Source organism: Streptomyces sp. NPDC021212 (genome assembly GCF_044332925.1).
In the GTDB taxonomy this organism is placed as follows: Bacteria; Actinomycetota; Actinomycetes; order Streptomycetales; family Streptomycetaceae; genus Streptomyces.
The window spans coordinates 188,057-209,721 of record NZ_JBIRPZ010000011.1 but is presented as its reverse complement, the minus strand read 5'-3'; the positions used below and the strand labels follow the sequence as shown (position 1 = coordinate 209,721).

General features: G+C 70.6%; 19 protein-coding genes and 1 pseudogene. 11 read left to right on the top strand and 9 right to left on the bottom strand.

The window, feature by feature from the left end; all coding sequences use genetic code 11:
• The first annotated feature begins 22 nt into the window (after positions 1–22).
• Both coaE and ACH4SI_RS28955 read left to right on the top strand, forming a co-directional pair.
• The gene (coaE, locus tag ACH4SI_RS28960) at positions 23–628 is read left to right on the top strand and encodes a dephospho-CoA kinase (protein ID WP_398300655.1); all 606 of its coding nucleotides are present in this window, start codon (positions 23–25) and stop codon (positions 626–628) included.
• A gap of 161 nt (positions 629–789) precedes the next feature.
• Positions 790–1,158: a tetratricopeptide repeat protein gene (locus tag ACH4SI_RS28955; RefSeq protein ID WP_398300653.1), complete on the top strand. Its 369-nt coding sequence runs from the start codon at positions 790–792 to the stop codon at positions 1,156–1,158.
• Between the two features lie 20 nt (positions 1,159–1,178).
• On the opposite strand, the gene ACH4SI_RS28950 is transcribed toward ACH4SI_RS28955, so the two are convergent.
• The gene (locus ACH4SI_RS28950; protein WP_398300651.1) at positions 1,179–1,469 is read right to left on the bottom strand and encodes a DUF6343 family protein; all 291 of its coding nucleotides are present in this window, start codon (positions 1,467–1,469) and stop codon (positions 1,179–1,181) included.
• A 134-nt stretch (positions 1,470–1,603) separates the two neighbouring features.
• On the opposite strand from ACH4SI_RS28950, the gene ACH4SI_RS28945 reads away from it, so the two are divergent.
• Together ACH4SI_RS28945 and ACH4SI_RS28940 are read left to right on the top strand one after the other, a co-directional pair.
• A complete protein-coding gene (locus ACH4SI_RS28945; protein WP_398300649.1) occupies positions 1,604–2,737 on the top strand; it encodes an ADP-ribosylglycohydrolase family protein in 1,134 nt (377 codons plus the stop codon).
• 53 nt (positions 2,738–2,790) lie between these two features.
• Positions 2,791–3,249, top strand: a pseudogene (locus tag ACH4SI_RS28940) (hypothetical protein); the annotation flags it as partial.
• Positions 3,250–3,382: 133 nt separating this feature from the next.
• Here ACH4SI_RS28940 and ACH4SI_RS28935 read toward each other — a convergent pair.
• On the bottom strand, positions 3,383–4,621 hold the full coding sequence (locus ACH4SI_RS28935; RefSeq protein WP_398300647.1) for an aromatic acid exporter family protein: 1,239 nt from the start codon (positions 4,619–4,621) through the stop codon (positions 3,383–3,385).
• Positions 4,622–4,739: 118 nt separating this feature from the next.
• Between ACH4SI_RS28935 and ACH4SI_RS28930 the strand changes: the two genes are divergently transcribed.
• On the top strand, positions 4,740–5,162 hold the full coding sequence (locus ACH4SI_RS28930; RefSeq protein WP_398300950.1) for a type II toxin-antitoxin system PemK/MazF family toxin: 423 nt from the start codon (positions 4,740–4,742) through the stop codon (positions 5,160–5,162).
• 21 nt (positions 5,163–5,183) lie between these two features.
• On the opposite strand, the gene ACH4SI_RS28925 is transcribed toward ACH4SI_RS28930, so the two are convergent.
• Positions 5,184–5,735 carry a DUF1697 domain-containing protein gene (locus tag ACH4SI_RS28925; protein ID WP_398300645.1) on the bottom strand — a complete coding sequence of 184 codons (552 nt, stop codon included), beginning with the start codon at positions 5,733–5,735 and terminating at the stop codon, positions 5,184–5,186.
• 97 nt (positions 5,736–5,832) lie between these two features.
• Here ACH4SI_RS28925 and ACH4SI_RS28920 point away from each other — a divergent pair, with 97 nt between their 5' ends.
• Positions 5,833–6,480, top strand: coding sequence for a uridine kinase (locus tag ACH4SI_RS28920; RefSeq protein WP_398300643.1), 648 nt, complete (start codon positions 5,833–5,835; stop codon positions 6,478–6,480).
• A gap of 51 nt (positions 6,481–6,531) precedes the next feature.
• Here the strand turns inward: ACH4SI_RS28920 and ACH4SI_RS28915 are convergent, their stop codons facing one another.
• From ACH4SI_RS28915 to ACH4SI_RS28900, 4 genes are all read right to left on the bottom strand, one after another.
• Positions 6,532–7,191, bottom strand: a complete 660-nt coding sequence (locus tag ACH4SI_RS28915) for a DUF4360 domain-containing protein (protein ID WP_398300641.1) — start codon at positions 7,189–7,191, stop codon at positions 6,532–6,534.
• Between the two features lie 42 nt (positions 7,192–7,233).
• Complete coding sequence (locus ACH4SI_RS28910) at positions 7,234–7,875, bottom strand: DUF4360 domain-containing protein (RefSeq protein WP_398300639.1); 642 nt, start codon at positions 7,873–7,875, stop codon at positions 7,234–7,236.
• Between the two features lie 259 nt (positions 7,876–8,134).
• Positions 8,135–8,713, bottom strand: a complete 579-nt coding sequence (locus tag ACH4SI_RS28905; protein WP_398300637.1) for a methylated-DNA--[protein]-cysteine S-methyltransferase — start codon at positions 8,711–8,713, stop codon at positions 8,135–8,137.
• Positions 8,714–8,772: 59 nt separating this feature from the next.
• On the bottom strand, positions 8,773–9,651 hold the full coding sequence (locus ACH4SI_RS28900) for a glycerophosphodiester phosphodiesterase (RefSeq protein WP_398300635.1): 879 nt from the start codon (positions 9,649–9,651) through the stop codon (positions 8,773–8,775).
• A gap of 217 nt (positions 9,652–9,868) precedes the next feature.
• Between ACH4SI_RS28900 and uvrB the strand changes: the two genes are divergently transcribed.
• The 4 genes from uvrB (at position 9,869) to ACH4SI_RS28880 (ending at position 16,133) form a co-directional block, all read left to right on the top strand.
• Positions 9,869–12,019, top strand: a complete 2,151-nt coding sequence (gene uvrB, locus ACH4SI_RS28895) for an excinuclease ABC subunit UvrB (protein WP_398300633.1) — start codon at positions 9,869–9,871, stop codon at positions 12,017–12,019.
• A 196-nt stretch (positions 12,020–12,215) separates the two neighbouring features.
• Positions 12,216–12,794 (top strand): TerD family protein, encoded by a 579-nt coding sequence (locus tag ACH4SI_RS28890; RefSeq protein ID WP_391170212.1) that lies wholly within the window; start codon positions 12,216–12,218, stop codon positions 12,792–12,794.
• 138 nt (positions 12,795–12,932) lie between these two features.
• Complete coding sequence (locus tag ACH4SI_RS28885) at positions 12,933–14,879, top strand: TerD family protein (RefSeq protein WP_398300630.1); 1,947 nt, start codon at positions 12,933–12,935, stop codon at positions 14,877–14,879.
• Between the two features lie 249 nt (positions 14,880–15,128).
• Positions 15,129–16,133 carry a TerC family protein gene (locus ACH4SI_RS28880; RefSeq protein ID WP_398300628.1) on the top strand — a complete coding sequence of 335 codons (1,005 nt, stop codon included), beginning with the start codon at positions 15,129–15,131 and terminating at the stop codon, positions 16,131–16,133.
• Between the two features lie 57 nt (positions 16,134–16,190).
• Here the strand turns inward: ACH4SI_RS28880 and ACH4SI_RS28875 are convergent, their stop codons facing one another.
• Positions 16,191–17,501 carry an MFS transporter gene (locus tag ACH4SI_RS28875; protein WP_398300948.1) on the bottom strand — a complete coding sequence of 437 codons (1,311 nt, stop codon included), beginning with the start codon at positions 17,499–17,501 and terminating at the stop codon, positions 16,191–16,193.
• Between the two features lie 136 nt (positions 17,502–17,637).
• Positions 17,638–18,294, bottom strand: a complete 657-nt coding sequence (locus ACH4SI_RS28870; RefSeq protein ID WP_398300626.1) for an MBL fold metallo-hydrolase — start codon at positions 18,292–18,294, stop codon at positions 17,638–17,640.
• Between the two features lie 309 nt (positions 18,295–18,603).
• Here ACH4SI_RS28870 and uvrA point away from each other — a divergent pair, with 309 nt between their 5' ends.
• Positions 18,604–21,627 (top strand): excinuclease ABC subunit UvrA, encoded by a 3,024-nt coding sequence (gene uvrA / locus ACH4SI_RS28865; RefSeq protein ID WP_398300624.1) that lies wholly within the window; start codon positions 18,604–18,606, stop codon positions 21,625–21,627.
• The last annotated feature ends 38 nt before the right edge of the window (positions 21,628–21,665 follow it).

Genomic DNA, 21,665 nt, shown 5'->3' with positions numbered 1-21,665 from the left:
CGGTCCGTATAGCGTGGGCCCCATGCTGAAGCTGGGGCTCACGGGCGGAATCGGCGCGGGCAAGAGCGAAGTCTCGCGGATCTTGGTCTCCTACGGCGCGGTGCTGATCGACTCCGATCGGATCGCCCGTGAGGTGGTCGAGCCGGGAACCCCCGGCCTCGCCGCCGTCGTCGCCGAGTTCGGGCCCGGGGTGCTGACCGCCGACGGCCGTCTCGACCGGCCGAAGCTCGGCGGGATCGTCTTCAACGACCCCGAGCGGCTGCGCGCCCTGAACGCCGTCGTCCATCCCCTGGTCCGCGACCGCTCCGCCGAGCTGCAGGCGGCTGCCGGGCCGGAGGCGGTGGTCGTCCACGACGTCCCGCTGCTCGCCGAGAACGGCCTGGGGTCCCTGTACGACCTGGTGCTGGTCGTCGACGCCACGCCCGAGACCCAGCTCGACCGGCTGACCCGGCTGCGCGGCATGACCGAGGACGAGGCACGGGCCCGGATGGCGGCCCAGGCGACCCGCGAGGAGCGGCTGGCCGTCGCCGATGTCGTGATCGACAACGATGGCCCGCTGGAGGAGCTGGAGCCGCGGGTCCGCAAGGTCTGGAAGGAGCTGGTGGAACGGGCGGCCGCCGTCGACTGAGCGGGCGGGCCGTGCTTGCCGGACGGGCCCAGGGGGAATGTGGCGCACTGGGTGGTTGTTGTGCTGCCCGTACCGACGATCATCACCGAGAAACCGAGGGAACACCGAGGGATCACCGCACGGGATCAACGATCACGCAAGCCCCGGGGAAGGAAGCGGCTGTGCCCGAGCCCACGCCCGAGACCCATGTCATCGACTACCGCGCCGCGGAGCAGCTGCTCGCCGCCCGAGATCCGCGAGGCGCCGTCAAGCTGCTCGACTCGGTCATCACCGCTCACCCGGAGAACACCGCGGCCCGGCTGCTGCGGGCCCGCGCGTTCTTCGGATCGGCCCAGCTCCGCGCCGCTGAGCTGGAATTCCACATCGTCCTGGAGCGCGAGCCGGACAACGCGTTCGCCCACTTCGCCCTCGCCCGTACGCTGGAGCGCGCCGACCGCCGGGACGAGGCCACCCGCCACTTCCGCCTCGCCGCGGCGCTCGATCCGCGACCGGACTTCGTGGAGGCGGCGCGGTTCGGCGAGGAGGACTGACCGGCCCGACCCGGGGCTGATCAGCGCCGCCCCGGGCCGCGTCCCTTCACCGGTGCGTACGGCGGCACGTCCCGCCCCGGCTGGTAGTGCGGCCCCTGCCGGATGTGCCGGATGATCAGGGCCAGGTCGATCAGGGTGATGGCGGCGAGCGCCGCGCAGGCGGCCGCCCAGCCCGGCCTGCCCGCCAGCGCGAAGGCCACCGTGCCGCCGGCGGTCCACAGCAGCCCCCAGGCGGCGAGCCACAGCCGCATCCGCAGCGGGCTGCGCGCATGCGCGGGCTCATCACCCGTACGGATGAATCGCATCGACATTCGCACCGCCTCCCTCTTCGACGCTACCGCGACAACGGACCTGTCGGCGGGGTCTGCGATCATGTGCTCAGCACACAGGAGCTGGGTGTCCACCCGCGCACGACGCATCCACCGCGTACGACGAGGAGCCACACGTGATCCACCAGTCATGGGCCGAATCGGTGGCCCGGCGAGCCCGCATCCGTGGCTGTCTGCTGGGTGGCGCGATCGGCGACGCGCTGGGCAACCCGATCGAGTTCAGCTCCCTCGGGGGGATCCGGGCGGCCTACGGCGAGGCGGGTGTCACCGGCCTCGTTCCGGACGACAGCGGCGTGACGGGCCGGATCACCGATGACACCCAGATGACCCTGTTCACGGCCGAGGGGCTGATCCGGGCCCACGCCCGGGCGTCCGCCACGGGCGCCGGGGGCGAGGAGATCGCCGTCGTACGCCAGGCGTACCTGCGCTGGCTCGACACCCAGAACCACCCGGAGCCGCCGCCTCCGAGGACCCCGGACAACGTCGCCCGCTCCGGCTGGCTGCGCACCCACCAGTGGCTGTACGCCCGCCGCGCGCCCGGCAACGCCTGCCTCTCCGGCCTCTTCGAAGGCCACACCCCCGCCGCGGACCTCCCCCTCCACGGCGCCCCGGGCCCGGTGAACGCGGGCTCCAAGGGCTGCGGCACCGTGATGCGGTCGGCCCCGTTCGGCCTCACCGGCCTGCCCGCCCACCACTGCTTCGAACTCGCCGCCCGCTGCGCCCAGATCACCCACGGCCATCCGACCGGCTACCTCGCGGCGGGCGCCATGGCCGCGATGGTCGCGTACCTCCTCGACGGCGACTCCCTGGAGGGCGCCGCCCTGCGCACCCTGGAATTCGTGCGCCGCTTCCCGCGGCACGAGGAGACCGCCACCGCCCTGCGCCGCGCGATCGACCTGGCGGCCACGGGCAACCCCACCGGGGAGAAGGTCGAGTCCCTCGGCGGCGGGTGGATCGCCGAGGAGGCGCTGGCCATCGCGGTCTACGCCGCCCTGGCGGGCACCAGCCTCCAGGCGTCGCTGCTGCTGTCCGTCAACCACTCCGGTGACAGCGACTCGACCGGCGCGATCTGCGGCAACCTGCTGGGCGTCCACCACGGCGACCTGCGCCTGCCGCCGTCCTGGCTGGCGCAGGTGGAGGGCCGCGGCACGATAGCCGAGCTGGCCGACGACTTCGCCTTCGCGTTCCATCGCTCCGGCGAGCCGTACGGCGAGGCGGTCTTCCCCCAGGACCGCTACCCGCTCAACTGACCGCCGCCATTAATCGGTCGAGCGTGCGGGCCGACCCTTGCTAACGTGCCTGACGTGGCGAAACCACGGTCGAGGGCCGGGCGCTGCTGCGCGACGTCCCGGTCGCCTACCTCCTCTTCCTGGAGAAGCAGCTGGCCGACCTGGGCGCCTTCGTCCGCAAGCTGCCGGTCCTCGACGCCGCCGAGTCCTGGTCCGTGGACCCGTCCACGGACTCCTGGAAGACCGACCCGGTGCGCACGGTCCGTACGAAGAAGGTCCCCCGCAACCACGTCAAGGCGGAGGCCACCGACAAGCACCCGGCCCAGGTCGAGGTCTACTACGAGGACATCCCGGTCGGCTACTGGACCACGGTCAAGTTCTCCGGTGCCCTCCCGGCCCGTCGGGTCAACGAGCTGCTCGACCGCGTCGAAAAGCTCCAGCAGGCGGTCAAGTGGGCCCGCGAGGAGGCCAACGGCATCGAAATCACCGATCAGCGGGTGGGCGACGTGGTCTTCGGCTACCTCTTCGGGTAGCGTCATGAACTCCCCGTCAGCCACAGCGCGGACGGGGTGCGCGAGCCAGAACACGACGACATGATGACTGACCCAGGCCCTTAAACGATGTCGGCGTGCGCAGTTGGGCGGCATTTCAAGGACCCGGGGCAGGCTACGCCCCCGGGTCCGCTCCTTTTCTGCCGCCGTCCCGGCGCCTTCCGCGGAGGCGGCGCTGGAGTTTGTGGAGGGCGGGGAAGCGCTCGCGGTTCTCGCGGGTGCTGCGGTCGAGTTCTTCCATGAGGCGCCGGGAGCGCTGCTCCATGTCCAGTTCGGCGAGGATGCGGTCGACCTCGGCGAGCAGGGCGCCCTGGAGCTGCCATTGGCCCGGGTGGCGCTGGACGCGGCGGAGGAGGAGGTGGGCGGCCTCGTCGCGGCTGGTGTGGGCCCGGGACAGCTCGGTGGCCAGGTGGGATTCGGCTTCCTCGGCGCTGGCGCTGACCGGGCTGGTGACCAGGATGGCGAAGCTTTCGACGGCGGCGGCGGTGTAGCGGAAGAGGTCCTCCAGCGCCTCGGCCACGTCCGCGGGGAAGAGGGGTTCGTCCGTCCGCTTCTTGGCGAGGTCGGTGAGGGTGCGGGTGAGGACACGCAGGACGACCGTGCAGATCTCCAGGGTGTCCAGGCCGGTGCGCAGCACCACCCGGTGCAGCAGGCCCTCCTTGACCCGCGGGTTGAGGCGGACGCTGTCCTCGGCCTGCCGGAGGGCGGCGTCGACCTGGGAGATGTCGTGGTCGAGGCGGCGGGCCTCGTGGAGGCGGGCGGCGGCGCGTTCGACCGGGGTGTGGCTGCCCAGCTCCTCGGCCATGTGCAGCAGGAGCTGACGCATCCGGCGGGCGAGGTCGACGATGGACTCGCCGGCGGTGTGGACCCAGACGGGTGGCGCGAGCAGGAAGTTGAAGCCCAGCCCGACGACGGCCCCGATCAGGGTTTCCAGCACCCGGTCCCAGGCGGTGGCGGTCACCTGGCTCACGCCGAGGACGAGCATGGCGCTGATCGCCACTTCGGGGACGAACTCGCTCACCCGTGCGAAATGACCGGCCGTCAGGGAGGCGAGGATGATCAGACCCAGGCTCCACCAGGTCAGCCCGACCAGGATGGAGAAGGCGATGGCGAGCAGGACGCCCACCACCACGGCGTTCACCCGGCGGATGCCGGTGGTGAGGGTCGCGAAAAGGGTCACCTGCACCACCAGCAGCGCGGTGAGCGGCGCGGTCAGCGGGGCCGGTTCGTTGCTCAGCTGGAGGGCGACGACGTAGGAGAGGGTCGCGGCCGCCGCGGAACGCAGGGTCTGGACGACGACGGGGGCCTTGCGGCGCTTGACGAGGTCCGCCACCGGGTCGAGGACATCAGGCACATGCTTGTCCCTTCCCGCCTGGCCCGTAACGGCCACCGCGACGCCGCCCGGCCACCTCGGACGGGCTAACGTGTGGGGCGTGATCAGGCCATTCAAGGGGACCGAAGACGACGAGGCGATGCCCGGGAGCACCGGGCCGGCCGCCACCGTCGAAGCCGAGCCGCGCCAGGTCGGGCGGGTACGGACCGAGTACGCACCGGATCCGGACGGGGACCCCGATCCGGGCGAGATCGTCTGGACGTGGGTTCCGTACGAGGAGAACGACGGCCGCGGCAAGGACCGGCCGGTGGTGGTCGTCGCGCGGGAGCGCGGCGGCACGCTGCTGGCCGTACAGCTGTCGAGCAAACGGCATGACGACGACCGCGAGTGGGTGGGGATCGGCGCCGGGCCGTGGGACCGGGCCGGGCGCGACTCCTGGGTCAACCTGGACCGCGTCCTGCGGGTGCACCCCGACGGCATGCGGCGCGAGGCGTGCGCGCTGGACCGGCCGCGCTTCGACCTGGTCGTGATGCGACTGCGGCAGCGGTACGGCTGGCACTGAGCGCCCGCGGCCGGCGAAGGATCAGGTGTCGGCCAGCGCCAGCAGCTTGGTGACCGTGTTCCAGTTGCGGGCGGTGGCCGTCACCCCGAGCCGCAGGTTGCTGAGCTTCGCGGCCAGCTTGGAGCGGCCGATTCCGTCCGGGCAGTGGAGGTAGATCTCGCGCCCGATGAGCCGGAACTCGTCCGGCGCGTAGGCGGCTGTGTTCAGAGCGTTCAGCGCCTCCAGGGCCGAGGTGTCGGTGGGCACGTCCGACAGGAAGATCACGTGCAGGGTCTTGGGCTCGGCCGCGGCGGCCGGGTACGGGTTGGCGTCGACGGCGGCGGCCAGCTCGTCGCGGGTGCGCACCATCACGGGTACGGAGAAGCCCAGGTCGGCGGCGAAGGCGTCCTCGAGCGTGCGGGCCGTGCGGTCGGGCGGGGTGCCGGGGTCGGCGAAGACGATGTTGCCGGTCTGGAGGTGAACGGTGACGCCCTCGAACCCCAGCTCGGCCATCAGCGCGCGCTGCCGCGCCACGGGGAACTTGTTGTTGCCGCCCACGTTGATGCCGCGCAGCAGCGCTATCCGGGATGTCATGGGGCGGTTCTCCTGACGTGGCGCCTGTGGCCGGTGTGGTGGGCCTGTGGGGGAGCGTACTCGCACCGCGTCAGGAGGGGCACGGCATCATGGGGGCGTGCGGCTGGAAGCGATCACCTGGGAACGGCTGACCGAAGCGACCGCCGACCGCATCGCCGGGATGACGGCGGCGGACGGCGGCCCCTGGCTCAGGGTGGCGGTCGACGGCGCTCCCGCGGCGCGTCCCGGGGAGCTGGCCCGGGACCTGGCGGAGGCGCTGCGGATACGCGGGCGCCCGGTGCTCGTCGTCGCGGCGGCGGGGTTTCTGCGCCCCGCGTCGCTGCGCTACGAGTACGGGAAGCGGGACGCCGACGCGTACTACGACCGCTGGCTGGACACCGGAGCCCTGTGGCGCGAGGTCTTCGCCCCGCTGGAGCCGGGGCCGGACGGCACCGGGCGGGTGCTGCCCGACCTGTGGGACCCGGCGACCGACCGGGCCACCCGCAGCCCCTATGCCGAACTGCCGCCGGGCGGGGTGCTGCTGCTGCACGGCGCGCTGCTGCTGGGGCGCTGGTTCCCGTTCGACCTGTCGGTGCATCTGTGGCTGACGCCGGGCGCCCTCGGCCGCCGCACCGAGGAGGACGAGCGCTGGACGCTGCCCGCCTTCGCGCGGTACGAGGACGAGGTACGGCCCGTCGAGAGCGCGGACGTGGTGGTGCGGGCGGACAACCCCCGGCATCCGGCGTGGCACCGCCCGGAACCGTAGGCCCGACCGTGGGGGCCTGGGGGCCTGGGGCCGTCCGCCCGCGCCCGCGCGCTACTTCTTCTGCGGGCACTCCTTCCACGCGAAGTGGTAGGTGGTGCTCACGTCGCCGTCCGTCGAGTCCATGGTCATGAAGCTCGTCTTGTCCGTGGTGTTCGACGATCCGGCGTTGACCCGCAGTTCGGTGTTGATGTTGAAGTTCCGCAGCTCACCGCAGGGGGACCAGACCACGGTGGCGATGTCGGCCTTGTCGGTGACCTGCCAGTTGTCGTTGTAGGCGCCGGTGAAGTTGTGCGAGGCCGTGGTCGTCTGGGACTGCCCCTGGAAGTAGTACGAGGCCTTCTCGGTGGAGGACGAGCCGGGCTCCAGGTGGGCGTAGCCCCGGTAGTCGACGCTGGCGATGGCGTAGGAGAAGCCCTGGGGAACATGCGTGACCAGACTCAGCTGGCAGTTCTTCCTGAAGTCGGTCGGCTTGGCTCCCTTGCCCACCTGGGCGAGGTAGTCGCTGTACGTCACGGTGAACGCGGTGTTGTCGGGAGAGACCGCCACCGCCGCCGTTCCCGCCGGACAGCCCGATCCGTTGACGGTCGCGACGGTGATCACGATCTTGTCGGGTGGCACGGTGTCGAACGGGGGTTGCGCGTATGCCTGGGAGGTGAGCGTCGAGGCGAATAACGCCGCGACCACGCCGCCTGCGTACAGAACACCGGGCATGATTCTCCATTCGATGGTGGATTTACCCGCCCTGAGGCAGGGCTAGGGGCATTCCTTCCAGGCCAGGTGGTAAATGGTGTTGGCTCCGCCGTCCGTCGAGTCCATGGCCATGAAGCTGGTGGTGCCGGCCGGCGAAGTGCCCGCGTTCACCCGCAGTTCGGTGTTGATGTTGAAGTTGCGGCCCTGGCCGCACGGCGCCCACACCAGCGCGCTGTAATCCGTGGCGTCGGTGGTCTGCCAGTTGTCGTTGTACGGACCGCCGAACTCATGGGTGCGCGATGCCGTGTCCGATGACCCCTGGAAGTAGTAACTTGCCTTCTCGGTGCCCTTCGCTCCCTTTTGCAGGGACCCGTAGCCGCGGTAGTCGACCTGGGCGATGGCGTAGGTGAACCCCTGCGGCACGTGAACGCCCAGGTTGAGCTGGCAGTTCTTACGGATGTCGGTGGGGTTCGAGCTGGGGCCGACCTGGGCGAGATAGTCGCTGTAGGTCACGGTGAAGGCCGTGTTGTCACCGGCCACGGCCACCGCGGCGGTCCCTTTCGGGCAGCCCGAGCCGTTCACGGTATTGACGCTTATCTGGATCTTTTCCGGCGGCGCATCGGGGGCCGAGGAAACACCTTGAGCGGAAAAGGCCGAGGCGAATAACGCCGCGGCCGCGCCGCCGGCGAGCAGAACACCGGACATGGCTCTCCAATTCGATCATCGGGGACGTGGTTGAGCCGTGAAGGAACGCGTTCGTCTTTTGTGCGTGAGCGGGAAGTGCGGGGAAGCGCGGGAGAACGAAAGGGCCTTACCGCGTACCAAAATGTGCTTGCGTTGCATTCTCGCCGGGGTGGGGCCCGCGAGCGCTCCCAAGGTAAGGGGGGAGGGTGGTCATGACAAGATGGCCGCGCATTTCATCGGCAAAATATTGTCCAACCCGGTAATCGGACAACCCCTCCGGTCAGAAAAGCGGTTGCGGAAGTACCCCTTCCAGGGCCAGCAGGGTCCGCTTGGTCTCCAGCCCGCCGCCGAAGCCGCCTATGCCGCCGTCGCTCTCCACGACGCGATGGCAGGGAACCACCACCGGCAGCGGATTGCTGCCCATGGCCACCCCGACCGCGCGGGCGGCATCCGGCTCGCCGACCCGGCGGGCGAGGTCCTGGTAGCCGACGACCGTGCCGTACGGAACATGGGCGGCCAGCTCACGCAGCACCCGACGGTTGAATCCGGCGGACAGGGACCAGTCCAGCGGCAGGGTGAACGCCCGCGTCCGCTCGGCGAAGTAGCTCTCCACCTGCCGTATCGCCTCGGTGAGATGCGCACCGGGCTCGGGCGCGGGCCCGGTGCCCAGGCGCCGGGTGAGCCGGTCGACGGCCCCGGCCGCCGTCTTCCGGTCGGCGTGGAAGACCACGTGGACCAGCCCCTGGCCGGTGGCCGCGAGCAGCAGGGGACCGATGGGCGTGTCGGACACCGCCCAGGACCAGTCGTGGGTCTCCTGCCGCTCGGACTGCCGCTCCGGCTGCCGCCGCTCGTTCGTCACACCTTCAGCGTAGGCGGGGGGTCCGACAACGCCCCGCCGTCAGCTGCCGTCAGTCGCCGTCAGCGGGCGTCGTCCAGCGCGTCCCGCACCACGTCGGGCTTGTTGGTGATGATCCCATTCACCCCCATCCCCGCGACCTTGACCGCCGTCGGGCCGTCGTTCACCGTCCAGGTGTAGACCTCCAGCGGCCGGCCGTGCGCCCCGTCCACCGCCTGGACCTCCGCCACGTACGAGGCGTCGATCGTCGTGTGGCTCGGGTTGATCTGGTCGGCGAACTCCGCGTACCGCGGCAGATCGGCGACCGCCGGGGTGCCCAGGAAGCCGGTCTTGATGTCCCGCCGCAGCCGGTGGACCGCCTGGACCGAGTCGGCGCTGAAGCTCTGCACGATCAGCCGCTTGAGGTGCTTGCGGTCCAGCCAGCCCTCCCGGCGCAGCTCGCGCACGGCCTGCCGCTCGATGCCCGGGTACAGTTCCGGCGCCTTGATCTCCATGAGCAGCTTCTGATGGTTGTCCGAAACCCGATCCAGGTACTCCTCCAGGGTCGGCACCGGCTCGCCCGCGAACTTCGGTCCGAACCAGCTCCCGGCGTCAAGTTTCTCGATCTCGTCCAGGGTGAAGTCGGAGATCTTCCAGGGGGCCCGGTCCGGGAAGACCTCCTCGACGTCGGTGGTCCGGTTCAGCGTGGTGTCGTGCATGACGATCAGTTCGCCGTCCCGGGTGCGCTGCACATCGTTCTCCACCCAGTCGATGCCCAGGTCGTCGGCGGCGTCGACGGCTGCCAGGGTGTTCTCGGGGGAGTAGCCGGAGGCGCCCCGGTGCGCCACCGTGACGGTGTGGTGGTGCGACATGCCGGGGGCGGCCTGCGCCACCGTGGGGAGGACCAGCGTGGAGACGCCCAGGAGAGCGCCGGATAACGCGGCGGCGGGGCGGATCTGCATACGGACTCCTCGCGTCGTCTGACTCGCGGACGGCCGAAGCGTGCCAGACCAGCCGTACCGGAGGACAGTCACAGAAAAGCCGTACATTGATCCATCTCGTACCCCTCCCGGACCGGGCCGCGAGCCGGCCTGCGCACCGGGCCGCTCCCCGGGCGGCGGGCCGGCCCGGGGAGCGGCCGTCCGGCCGTTGTCGGTGGCGAGTCGTACGGTGGGTCTCATGCGGCCCGTGACTCAGATCGAACGCAAGGTGGCGCCCTTCGAGGTCGTCAGCCCGTACCAGCCCAGCGGCGACCAGCCCACGGCCATCGCCGACCTGGACCGGCGCATCCGCGGCGGTGAGAAGGACGTCGTGCTCCTCGGCGCGACCGGCACCGGCAAGTCCGCGACCACCGCGTGGATGATCGAGAAGCTTCAGCGGCCCACGCTCGTCATGGCGCCGAACAAGACGCTGGCGGCCCAGCTCGCCAACGAGTTCCGCGAGCTGCTGCCGAACAACGCGGTCGAGTACTTCGTCTCGTACTACGACTACTACCAGCCCGAGGCGTACGTACCGCAGTCGGACACCTACATCGAGAAGGACTCCTCGATCAACGAGGAGGTCGAGCGGCTGCGCCACTCCGCGACGAATTCGCTGCTCACCCGGCGCGATGTGGTCGTGGTGGCATCCGTCTCCTGCATCTACGGCCTGGGCACCCCGCAGGAGTACGTGGACCGCATGGTGCCGCTCAAGGTCGGCGAGGAGATCGACCGCGACCAGCTGCTGCGCCGCTTCGTGGACATCCAGTACGCCCGGAACGACATGGCGTTCACCCGGGGCACCTTCCGGGTCCGCGGCGACACCATCGAGATCTTCCCGGTCTACGAGGAACTGGCCGTCCGGATCGAGATGTTCGGCGACGAGATCGAGGCGCTGTCGACGCTCCACCCGCTCACCGGCGAGGTGATCAGCGACGATCAGGAGCTGTATGTGTTCCCGGCCACCCACTATGTGGCCGGGCCCGAGCGCATGGAGAGGGCCATCGCCGGGATCGAGACCGAGCTGGAGCAGACCCTGGCCCGGCTGGAGAAGCAGGGCAAGCTGCTGGAGGCCCAGCGGCTGCGGATGCGCACCACGTACGACATCGAGATGATGCGGCAGATCGGCACCTGCTCCGGCATCGAGAACTACTCGCTGCACATCGACGGCCGGGAGACCGGCTCCCCGCCGCACACCCTGCTCGACTATTTCCCGGAGGACTTCCTCCTGGTCATCGACGAGTCGCACGTCACCGTGCCGCAGATCGGCGCGATGTACGAGGGCGACGCGTCCCGGAAGCGCACGCTGATCGAGCACGGCTTCCGGCTGCCCTCCGCGCTCGACAACCGACCACTGAAGTGGGAGGAGTTCCAGGAGCGGATCGGTCAGACGGTGTACCTCTCCGCGACCCCCGGGACGTACGAGATGTCCCGTGGCGACGGCTTCGTCGAGCAGATCATCCGGCCGACCGGCCTGGTCGACCCCGAGGTCGTGGTCAAGCCCACCGACGGGCAGATCGACGATCTGATCCATGAGATCCGCACCCGCACCGAGAAGGACGAGCGGGTCCTCGTCACCACCCTCACCAAGAAGATGGCCGAGGACCTGACGGACTACATGCTCGAACTGGGCATCCAGGTGCGCTATCTGCACAGCGACGTGGACACCCTGCGCCGGGTGGAGCTGCTGCGCGAGCTGCGCGCGGGCGAGTACGACGTCCTGGTCGGCATCAACCTGCTGCGGGAGGGCCTCGACCTGCCGGAGGTCTCGCTGGTCGCCATCCTCGACGCGGACAAGGAGGGCTTCCTGCGCTCCGGCACCTCGCTGATCCAGACCATCGGCCGCGCCGCCCGTAACGTGTCGGGCCAGGTGCACATGTACGCCGACAAGGTCACCCCGGCGATGGAGAAGGCCATCGACGAGACCAACCGCCGCCGGGAGAAGCAGATCGCGTTCAACGAGAAGAACGGGATCGACCCGCAGCCCCTCCGCAAGAAGATCGGCGACATCGTGGCGACCCTCGCGCGCGAGGAGATCGACACCAAGGAGCTGCTGGAAACCGGCTACCGCAAGGCGGCGGACCAGGGCAAGGGAGCGGGCAAGGGGCAGGCGAAGGCGCCGGTGCCCGCGCTGGCGTCCCACAAGGCGGGCGGCAAGGCGGCGAAGGGGGCCGAGGGCGGCACGCTGACCGACCGCCCGGCCGCCGAACTGGCCGACCTGATCGAGCAGATGACCGACCGGATGAAGGCCGCGGCGGCGGAGCTGCAGTTCGAGGTCGCGGCCCGGCTGCGGGACGAGGTCGGGGAGCTGAAGAAGGAGTTGCGGCAGATGAGGGAGGCCGGGCTGTCCTGACTCCTGGGGCGGGTGAGGTTGCGCCGGGGTTCCGCTGTGGGCCTGCTGTGTTGCAAGACCGACACAAAAGCCCGCTGGCCTGGCCGAAGCCCTGGTGGCCGCGCATAGGGTTTTCGGGAGGGCCGTGCACACGGCGCGGCCGCGGCCGCGCCGCGGCGGCCACGGGGAAACCGAGAGACGAGAGTAGGGACAGCGCGTGACGGTCAACATGTCCAAGGGACAGGCCATCAGCCTGCAGAAGGCCGACGGGGGCACCCTGACCGCGGTGCGGATGGGACTGGGCTGGCAGGCGGCGCCCCGCCGCGGACTGTTCGGCTCCCGTACCCGTGAGATCGACCTCGACGCGTCGGCGGTGCTCTTCGCCGACAAGCAGCCGACCGACGTCGTGTTCTTCCGCCACCTGGTGAGCGACGACGGCTCGGTGCGCCACACCGGCGACAACCTGGTCGGTGGCGCCGGCCAGGGCGGTGACGACGAGGCGGTCCTGGTCGACCTGCAGCGGGTGCCGGTGCACATCGACCAGATCGTCTTCACGGTGAACTCCTTCACCGGCCAGACCTTCGCCGAGGTGCAGAACGCGTTCTGCCGGCTGGTCGACGAGACCAACGGCCAGGAGCTGGCCCGTTACACCCTCACCGGTGGTGGCCAGTACACCGCGCAGATCATGGCCATCGTGCAGCGCGCGGGCAGCGCCTGGCAGATGAAGGCCGTGGGCGAGCCCGCCAACGGCCGCACCTTCCAGGACCTGATGCCGCACATCGTGCCGCACCTGTAAGCGCAGCGGTTCTCCCGTCGGCCCGGTGGTGCGTCTGCCCGCCGGGCCGACGCGCTCATGCGGCACGTTCGCACATCACGACGGAACGCGTCCGCACACCAGCACGGAACACAACGGAACACAACGAGGGGACGCACGATGACGGCCGAGCTGGTCCGGGGGCAGAACCACCCGCTGCCCCAGACCCGTTTGGAGATCCGGATCTCGGCGGGTAATCCGATCGTGGCCGGGGCGACACTCGGCGATGAGCAGGGCACGGTGCAGGGCGTCGAGTGGGTCGCGCACCCCGCCTCGCCCCAGCTGCCCGGCATCGAAGTGCCCAAACAGGCGGCGGCCGCCCATCGGCTCGCCGTCGACCTCGACGCGCTGCCCGAGGGCGTCCACCGGGTGCATGTGCTGCTCGCCCTGGTGAGCGGGTCCGGCGGCCCGACCCGGTTCGGCGCCATGGCCGCGCCGACCGTGGCCGTCACCGGCCTCGACGGCACCGAGGTGGCCGGTTACACCATCACCGACCTTGACTCGGAGTCCGCGGTGGTCGCCCTGGAGCTGTACCGCAGGCAGGGTGCCTGGAAGGTGCGCGCGGTGGGCCAGGGGTACGCGGGCGGGCTGGCCGACATGCTGCGGGACCAGGGGCTGCCCCAGGCCGCCGAGCTGGCCGCCGAGATCAACGACGCGGTGGCGCGCGGCATGGCCCGCTCGGTGGCCCAGCCCCCGCCGCGTGCCGCCGGGGGCGACGGCCGGGTGCGTACGGCCACGGCGGGCGCCGGGTCCGCGCCGGACGCCCCGGGCCCGGGTCGGCCACAGCCCCAGCCACAGGCTCCGGCCCCGCCGCAGCCCCAGGCGGGGGACACGGCGCCGGGCGGGCGGGTCGACTACCAGCACCCCGGGCGCCGTACCGACGCGCCCCCCACGCCCCCGCCGGCCGTGCCGCCCGCCCAGCCCGGACAGCCCGCGCGGCCCGTCGCGGGTGACGCCTCCGGCTGGACCATGGAGGAGCGGCTCTACAACCAGGTCTGGGGCATGTTCGAGGACCTGGCCCGCACCACCGCCGCCTATCGCAGCGCCGTCGACTTCGCCGAGTCCCGGATGGAGCAGGAGCTGGACAAGGTGCTCTCCGATCCGCGCACCCGGGTCGGCCCCGCCGCCGACGCCGCCCGCGCGCAGGCGCGCGCCAAGCAGGCAGGTCTGGTCGAGCAGGCCCGGACCGCCCTCGACCGCGACCTGGCGCAGCTGGCCGCCGAGGCCGAGGTCGTCGAGCCCGCGCTGCCGCCCGCGTACGCCCGCTGGGACAGCCCGGTCTGGCAGGGCTATCAGGTGCCGATGGAGGTCCCGATGGCGCTGCGCCTGGGCGATCTCCACCTTCCGGAGCGCACGGAGCTGCGCATCCCCATGCTGGTGCGGCTGCCGCTGGAGCGTGGTCTGTGGATCGACGCGGGGCGCACCGGTTCGGTCCGCGGTGCGCTGCTGGACTCCGGGGAGCTGCGCAGGCTGGCGGCCGAGACGGCGGTGGCGCATGCGGCGCGGCTGCTGGCGGTGTATCCGGTGGACGAGTTCTCGGTGCACGTGATCGACCCGGCGGGCTCGGCGGCGACGTCGTTGGCCCCCCTGCTGTCGTCCGGTGCGCTGCGTGAGCCGCCGGCAGCCGGGGCGGCGGGGGTGTCCTCGGTGCTCGCCGCCCTGACCCGGCGCGTCGACCTGGTGCAGATGGCGGTCCGCAACGGGGCCACGGACGCGCTGCCGCCCGATCTGGACCTCGCCCAGCAGCTGCTGATCGTCCACGACTTCCCGCACGGCTTCGACGACCGGGCCGTCACCCAGCTGCGCTACCTCGCGGACGAGGGGCCCTCGGTCGGGGTGCATCTGATGATGGTCGCCGACCGCGAGGACGCGCAGGCGTACGGGCCGGTGCTGGACCCGCTGTGGCGCTCGCTGCTGCGGATCACCCCGGTCGCCGAAGATCACCTGGCCGATCCCTGGGTCGGCCATGCCTGGACGTACGAGCCGTCGCTGGTCCCGGTCGGCAGCCAGGTGCTCCAGCAGGTGCTGGGGCAGGTGGGGCGGGCCCGGGAGGCGTACGGGCGCTGACTCTGGAGATCAACTACAGATTGAGCAGGGCTTTTGCCTTTCTCTTTACTCTTTCATGGAACTTCCTGTACTCTTCTTTACGCGGAGGGGAGTACTCCTTAGCGGTGTTCCCGTCACCACGGATCGCGTCCGAGCACCTTGAGTCGGGTCGGGCGCGGTCCCGGGGCACCGGTCCGTGGCGCGAGCCCGGGCGGAAGAGACCTCCGGCAGCGACGACGCTGAAATTGCCGTACGAATGCCGGAGGATCCGTGGACGTTTCCGTGGCCATGTGGGGGCTGACGATTGTCGGTCTCTGCGCCCTTATCGCCGTCGACTTCTTCATAGGCGGCCGCAAGCCGCATGAGGTCTCCCTCAAGGAGGCCGGGATCTGGACGACCGTCTGGATCGTCCTCGCCGGGCTCTTCGGGCTCGGGCTGCTGGTCTTCGCCGGCGGCCAGCCCTCCGGCGAGTTCTTCGCGGGCTTCATCACCGAGAAGTCGCTGAGCGTCGACAACCTCTTCGTCTTCGTCCTGATCATGGCGAAGTTCTCGGTGCCGACGATCTACCAGCAGCGGGTGCTGATGGTGGGCGTGCTGATCGCCCTCGTGCTGCGGGCGGTCTTCATCGCCGCGGGCGCCGCGATCATCTCGACCTTCGCCTGGGTCTTCTACATCTTCGGCGCCTTCCTCATCTGGACGGCCTGGAAGCTCATCCAGGAGGCGCGCTCCGATGAGGAGGAAGAGGAGTTCGAGGAGAACCGCCTGCTCAAGGCGGTCGAGAAGCGGGTCCCGTCCACCGACCAGTACCACGGCACCAAGCTGTTCATCATGGAGAACGGCAAGCGGCTGATGACGCCGATGCTGATCGTCATGCTGGCGATCGGCACCACGGACGTCCTCTTCGCGCTGGACTCCATACCGGCGATCTTCGGCCTGACCCAGGATCCGTACATCGTGTTCACCGCCAACGCCTTCGCGCTGATGGGTCTGCGTCAGCTGTACTTCCTGATCGGCGGGCTGCTCAAGAAGCTGGTCCACCTGTCGTACGGGCTGTCGGTCATCCTCGGCTTCATCGGCGTCAAGCTGGTGCTGCACGCGCTCCACGAGTCCGGGGTGCATGTCCCGCAGATCTCCATTCCGGTGTCGCTGGGCGTGATCTGCGCGGTGCTCGCGATCACGACGATCACCAGCCTCTACGCCTCGAAGAAGCAGGCCGTGGCGGAGGCGGGGACCGGGGAGGACCGGGCCCGGGAGAAGGACAGCGCCGACGTCTGACGCCCGTCCGTACGGGCGGGCCCGTCCTGCGGCGCACCCGCCCGTACGACCCGGGGCTCAGACAGGAGCCTCCCCGGCCTCCAGGGGCCGCGCGGCCGACCGTCCGCCCGCCGGACGGTCGGCCGCCGGGTGCGTCTCCGGCAGCAGGGCGAAGCAGCCGAGGCTGAGCAGCGCGACCGCGGTCAGATATCCGGCGACGCCCCAGGGCGGGCCGTCGCCCCGGGAGACCGCGGTGGCCACGATGGGGGTGAGCGCACCGCCGAGCACCCCCGCGAGGTTGTAGCCGAGCCCCGCGCCCGTGCAGCGCACCCGCGGCTCGTACAGCTCGGGGAGATAGGCCGAGGTCACGGCGAACAGGGTGACGAAGGCGAGCAGCGCGCCCAGGAAGCCCAGGAACATCAGCGGCGGCTCCCCGGTGCGCAACAGCGCGACCAGCGGGAACATCCACACCACCGTGGCCGCGCAGCCCAGCAGGCACAGGGGCCGCCGCCCGAAGCGGTCACCGAGATGGGCCGCCAGGGGCGTCACGGCGCCCAGGACCGCCACGGCGGCCATGATGCAGCCGAGCATGACGGTGCGGTCCACTCCGAGCCGCTCGGTGCCGTAGGCGAGGGACCAGGTCGTCACCGCGTAGAAGACCGCGTATCCCACCGCGAGCCCGCCCGCGGTCAGCAGCACCAGCCGCCAGTGGCCGCGCACCACCTCACCCAGCGGCGCGGCGGCCCGCTCGCCGCGCTCGGCCAGTTCCCGGAACCGCGGGGTCTCGGTCACCTGGGCGCGCAGCAGCAGCCCGGCGGCCACCAGCAGCCCCGCACCCCAGAACGGCACCCGCCAGCCCCACGAGCGGAACGCGGCGTCGGAGAGCGTGGCGGACAGGATCAGCATCGTGCCGTTGGCCAGCAGGAAGCCGATGGGCGGGCCGATCTGCGGAAAGCCCGACCACAGGCCGCGCCGCCCGGCGGGCGCGTGTTCGACGGTCAGCAGAACCGCCCCGCCCCATTCGCCGCCGAGCCCGAGGCCCTGGAGGAAGCGGAGCGTGAGCAGCAGGGCGGGGGCGGCGATGCCGATCGCGTCGTACGTCGGCACGAAGCCGACCGCGACCGTCGCGAGGCCGGTCAGCAGCAGTGAGGCGATGAGCACCGGCCGCCGACCGTGGCGGTCGCCCAGCGACCCGAGCAGCATCGCGCCCAGCGGCCGGGAGACGAACCCGGCGGCGAAGGTGCCGAAGGCGGCCAGGGTGCCCGCGAGCGGGGAGAAGGTGGGGAAGAAGAGCGGGCCGAGGACGAGGGCCGCGGCCGTGCCGTAGACGAAGAAGTCGTAGAACTCGATGGCGGTGCCGACCAGGGCCGCGGCGGCGAGGCGGACCATGGAGGGGGCGGCAGGGGCGGACGGGGCGCGGTCGTCGTCGCGCGGGACGTCGTGCATGCCGCGCCAACAGCCGCCGCGGCACACCGGTTACGGGGCGCGCGGTGGCGTTCGGCGCGGTGCGGGGGTGGAGGGGGCGCTACCAGCCGCGCTCGCGCCATTCGGCGAGGTGGGGGCGCTCGGCGCCGAGGGTGGTGTCGTCACCGTGGCCGGGGTAGACCCAGGTCTCGTCCGGGAGCCGGTCGAAGAGCTTGGTCTCGACGTCGTGGAGCAGGCTCTCGAACGCCTCGGGGTCCTTCCACGTGTTGCCGACGCCGCCCGGGAACAGGCAGTCGCCGGTGAACACGTGCGGATGGCCGTGCGGGTCGTCGTAGACCAGGGCGATGCTGCCCGGGGTGTGGCCCACCAGATGGCGGGCGGTCAGCTCGACCCGGCCGACCCGCACCGTGTCCCCGTCCTCGACCGGCACGTCGGTGGGCACCGGGATGCCCTCGGCGTCGTACCGGCCGGCCAGGGTGCGGGCGCCGGTGGCGTCCACCACCTCGCGCAGTGCGGTCCAGTGATCCTGGTGGCGGTGGGTGGTGACGACGGACGCGATGCCGCTCTCGCCGATCAGCGAGAGCAGGGTGTGCGGGTCGGCGGCCGCGTCGATCAGTAGCTGCTCGTCGGTGGCCCGGCAACGCAGCAGGTACGCGTTGTTGTTCATGGGGCCGACCGCGACCTTCGAGATCATCAGATCGGGCAGTTCGTGCACGTCCGCTGGTCCGCCGACCGTCACCGCTCCGCTGTAGGTCATGGCCTCAAGCCTAGCGTCGGAAGGCCGGGCGGCGGGGGGCCGGGGGCGAGGCGGAGCCCGGGGAATACCTGGGGCGTTATGCGCCTTTTATCCCGTAGCACCCTCCACACGATCGGGTGAACGGGGAACGTGGGCCCGGCAAATCGAATGTGCGTGCTATAGGCTCGGTGTGCTGCATCCTTAAGACATCGCCGTGGCGCCCCCATACCCTGGGTCGGGGGCTTCGCTCCGCTCCGTCCTGTCCGTCGGGAAGGGACCCGGGAGCGGGCCCGGCGCACCCACCTCTCCTCAAGAAAGGTGCCGACCGGCGTGGCCGACCGTCTCATCGTCCGTGGCGCTCGCGAGCACAATCTCAAGAATGTCTCGCTCGACCTCCCTCGTGACTCCCTCATCGTCTTCACCGGACTGTCCGGGTCGGGTAAGTCGTCCCTCGCGTTCGACACGATCTTCGCCGAGGGGCAGCGCCGCTACGTCGAGTCGCTCTCCTCCTACGCCCGGCAGTTCCTGGGCCAGATGGACAAGCCCGATGTGGACTTCATCGAGGGCCTGTCCCCGGCGGTGTCGATCGACCAGAAGTCGACGTCCCGCAACCCGCGCTCGACCGTCGGCACCATCACCGAGGTCTACGACTACCTCCGGCTGCTGTTCGCCCGCATCGGCAAGCCGCACTGTCCGGAGTGCGCCCGCCCGATCGCCCGCCAGTCGCCGCAGGCGATCGTGGACCGGGTGCTGGAGCTGCCCGAGGGCAGCCGCTTCCAGGTCCTCTCGCCGCTGGTGCGCGAGCGCAAGGGGGAGTTCGTCGACCTCTTCTCCGATCTCCAGACCAAGGGCTACAGCCGGGCCCGGGTGGACGGCGCGACGGTCCATCTGTCCGACCCGCCGAAGCTGAAGAAGCAGGAGAAGCACACCATCGAGGTGGTCGTGGACCGCCTCACCGTCAAGGACAGCGCCAAGCGGCGGCTGACCGACTCGGTGGAGACCGCGCTCGGGCTCTCCGGTGGCATGATCATCCTGGACTTCGTGGATCTGGACGAGGACGATCCGCAGCGCGAGCGGATGTTCTCCGAGCACCTCTACTGCCCGTACGACGACCTGTCCTTCGAGGAGCTGGAGCCGCGCTCCTTCTCCTTCAACTCGCCGTTCGGCGCCTGCCCGGACTGCACCGGGATCGGCACCCGGATGGAGGTCGACCCGGAGCTGATCATTCCGGACGAGGAGAAGTCGCTGGACGAGGGAGCCATCCACCCCTGGTCCCACGGTCACACCAAGGACTACTTCGGACGGCTGGTCGGCGCGCTCGCCGACGCCCTCGGCTTCCGTACGGACATCCCGTGGGCCGGGCTTCCGCAGCGGGCCAAGAAGGCGCTGCTGAACGGCCACCGCACCCAGATCGAGGTCCGCTACCGCAATCGCTACGGCCGTCAGCGCGCGTACACCACCGCGTTCGAGGGCGCGGTGCCCTTCGTCAAGCGGCGCCACTCGGAGGCGGAGAGCGACAGCAGCCGGGAGCGGTTCGAGGGCTATATGCGCGAGGTGCCCTGCCCCACCTGTGACGGCACTCGCCTCAAGCCGATCGTCCTCGCGGTCACCGTGCAGGAGCGGTCCATCGCGGACGTCTCCGCGATGTCGATCAGCGAATGCGCCGAGTTCCTGCGGAACATGGAGCTGACCGCTCGCGAGAAGACCATCGCCGAGCGTGTCCTCAAGGAGGTCAACGAGCGGCTGCGGTTCCTGGTCGACGTCGGTCTGGACTATCTCTCGCTCAACCGGGCGGCGGGCACCCTCTCCGGCGGTGAGGCCCAGCGCATCCGGCTGGCCACCCAGATCGGTTCCGGTCTGGTGGGCGTGCTGTACGTGCTGGACGAGCCGTCGATCGGTCTGCACCAGCGCGACAACCACCGGCTGATCGAGACACTGGTGCGGCTGCGCGACCTCGGCAACACCCTGATCGTCGTGGAGCACGACGAGGACACCATCAAGACCTCGGACTGGGTGGTGGACATCGGCCCGGGCGCGGGCGAGCACGGCGGCAAGGTGGTGCACAGCGGGCCGCTGAGCGAGCTGCTGGTCAACGAGGAGTCGGCGACCGGCCACTATCTGTCGGGCAAGAAGGCCATCCCGCTGCCGGGGGCCCGGCGTCCCACGGACCCGGAGCGGCGGCTGACGGTGCACGGCGCCCGGGAGAACAACCTCCAGGACATCGACGTGTCCTTCCCGCTCGGTGTGCTCACCGCCGTCACCGGGGTCTCCGGATCCGGGAAGTCCACGCTGGTCAACGACATCCTCTACACCCATCTGGCCCGCGAGCTGAACGGGGCGAAGACCGTCCCCGGGCGGCACACCCGGGTCGCCGGTGACGACCTGGTCGACAAGGTGGTCCATGTCGACCAGTCGCCCATCGGCCGCACGCCGCGGTCCAACCCGGCCACGTACACCGGGGTGTTCGACCATGTGCGCAAGCTGTTCGCCGAGACGATGGAGGCGAAGGTGCGCGGCTACATGCCCGGGCGCTTCTCCTTCAACGTCAAGGGCGGTCGCTGCGAGAACTGCTCCGGTGACGGCACGATCAAGATCGAGATGAACTTCCTGCCGGATGTGTATGTGCCGTGCGAGGTCTGCCACGGCGCGCGCTACAACCGGGAGACGCTGGAGGTGCACTACAAGGGCAAGTCCATCGCCGAGGTGCTGGACATGCCCATCGAGGAGGCGCTGGCCTTCTTCGAGGCGGTGCCGACGATCGCCCGCCATCTGCGCACCCTCAACGAGGTCGGCCTGGGGTACGTGCGGCTCGGCCAGCCCGCGCCGACCCTCTCCGGCGGTGAGGCGCAGCGGGTCAAGCTGGCGAGCGAGCTGCAGAAGCGGTCCACCGGGCGGACGGTCTATGTGCTGGACGAGCCGACCACGGGTCTGCACTTCGAGGACATCAACAAGCTGATCAACGTGCTGTCCGGGCTGGTCGACAAGGGCAACTCGGTGATCGTCATCGAGCACAACCTCGATGTGATCAAGACGGCGGACTGGGTTGTCGACATGGGCCCCGAGGGCGGCAGCGGCGGTGGTCTGGTCATCGCCGAGGGCACCCCGGAGGAGGTGGCCTCGGTCCCGGCCAGCCACACCGGAAAGTTCCTGCGGGACATGCTGGGTGACCGGGTGAGCGACGCGTCGGTGCCGGCGGCCCGCATGGGCGGCACGGCGAAGAAGGCGTCCGCCAAGAAGGCCCCCGCCAAGACGGCGGCCAAGAAGACCGCGGCGAACAAGACCGCAGCGAACAAGACCGCGTCGAAGAAGACCGTGACCAAGAAGGCCGCTTCGAAGCGGACCACCGCCAAGTAGGCCGCGGCAGAGCACTCGTGCGGTGCGCCGCGCCCGGA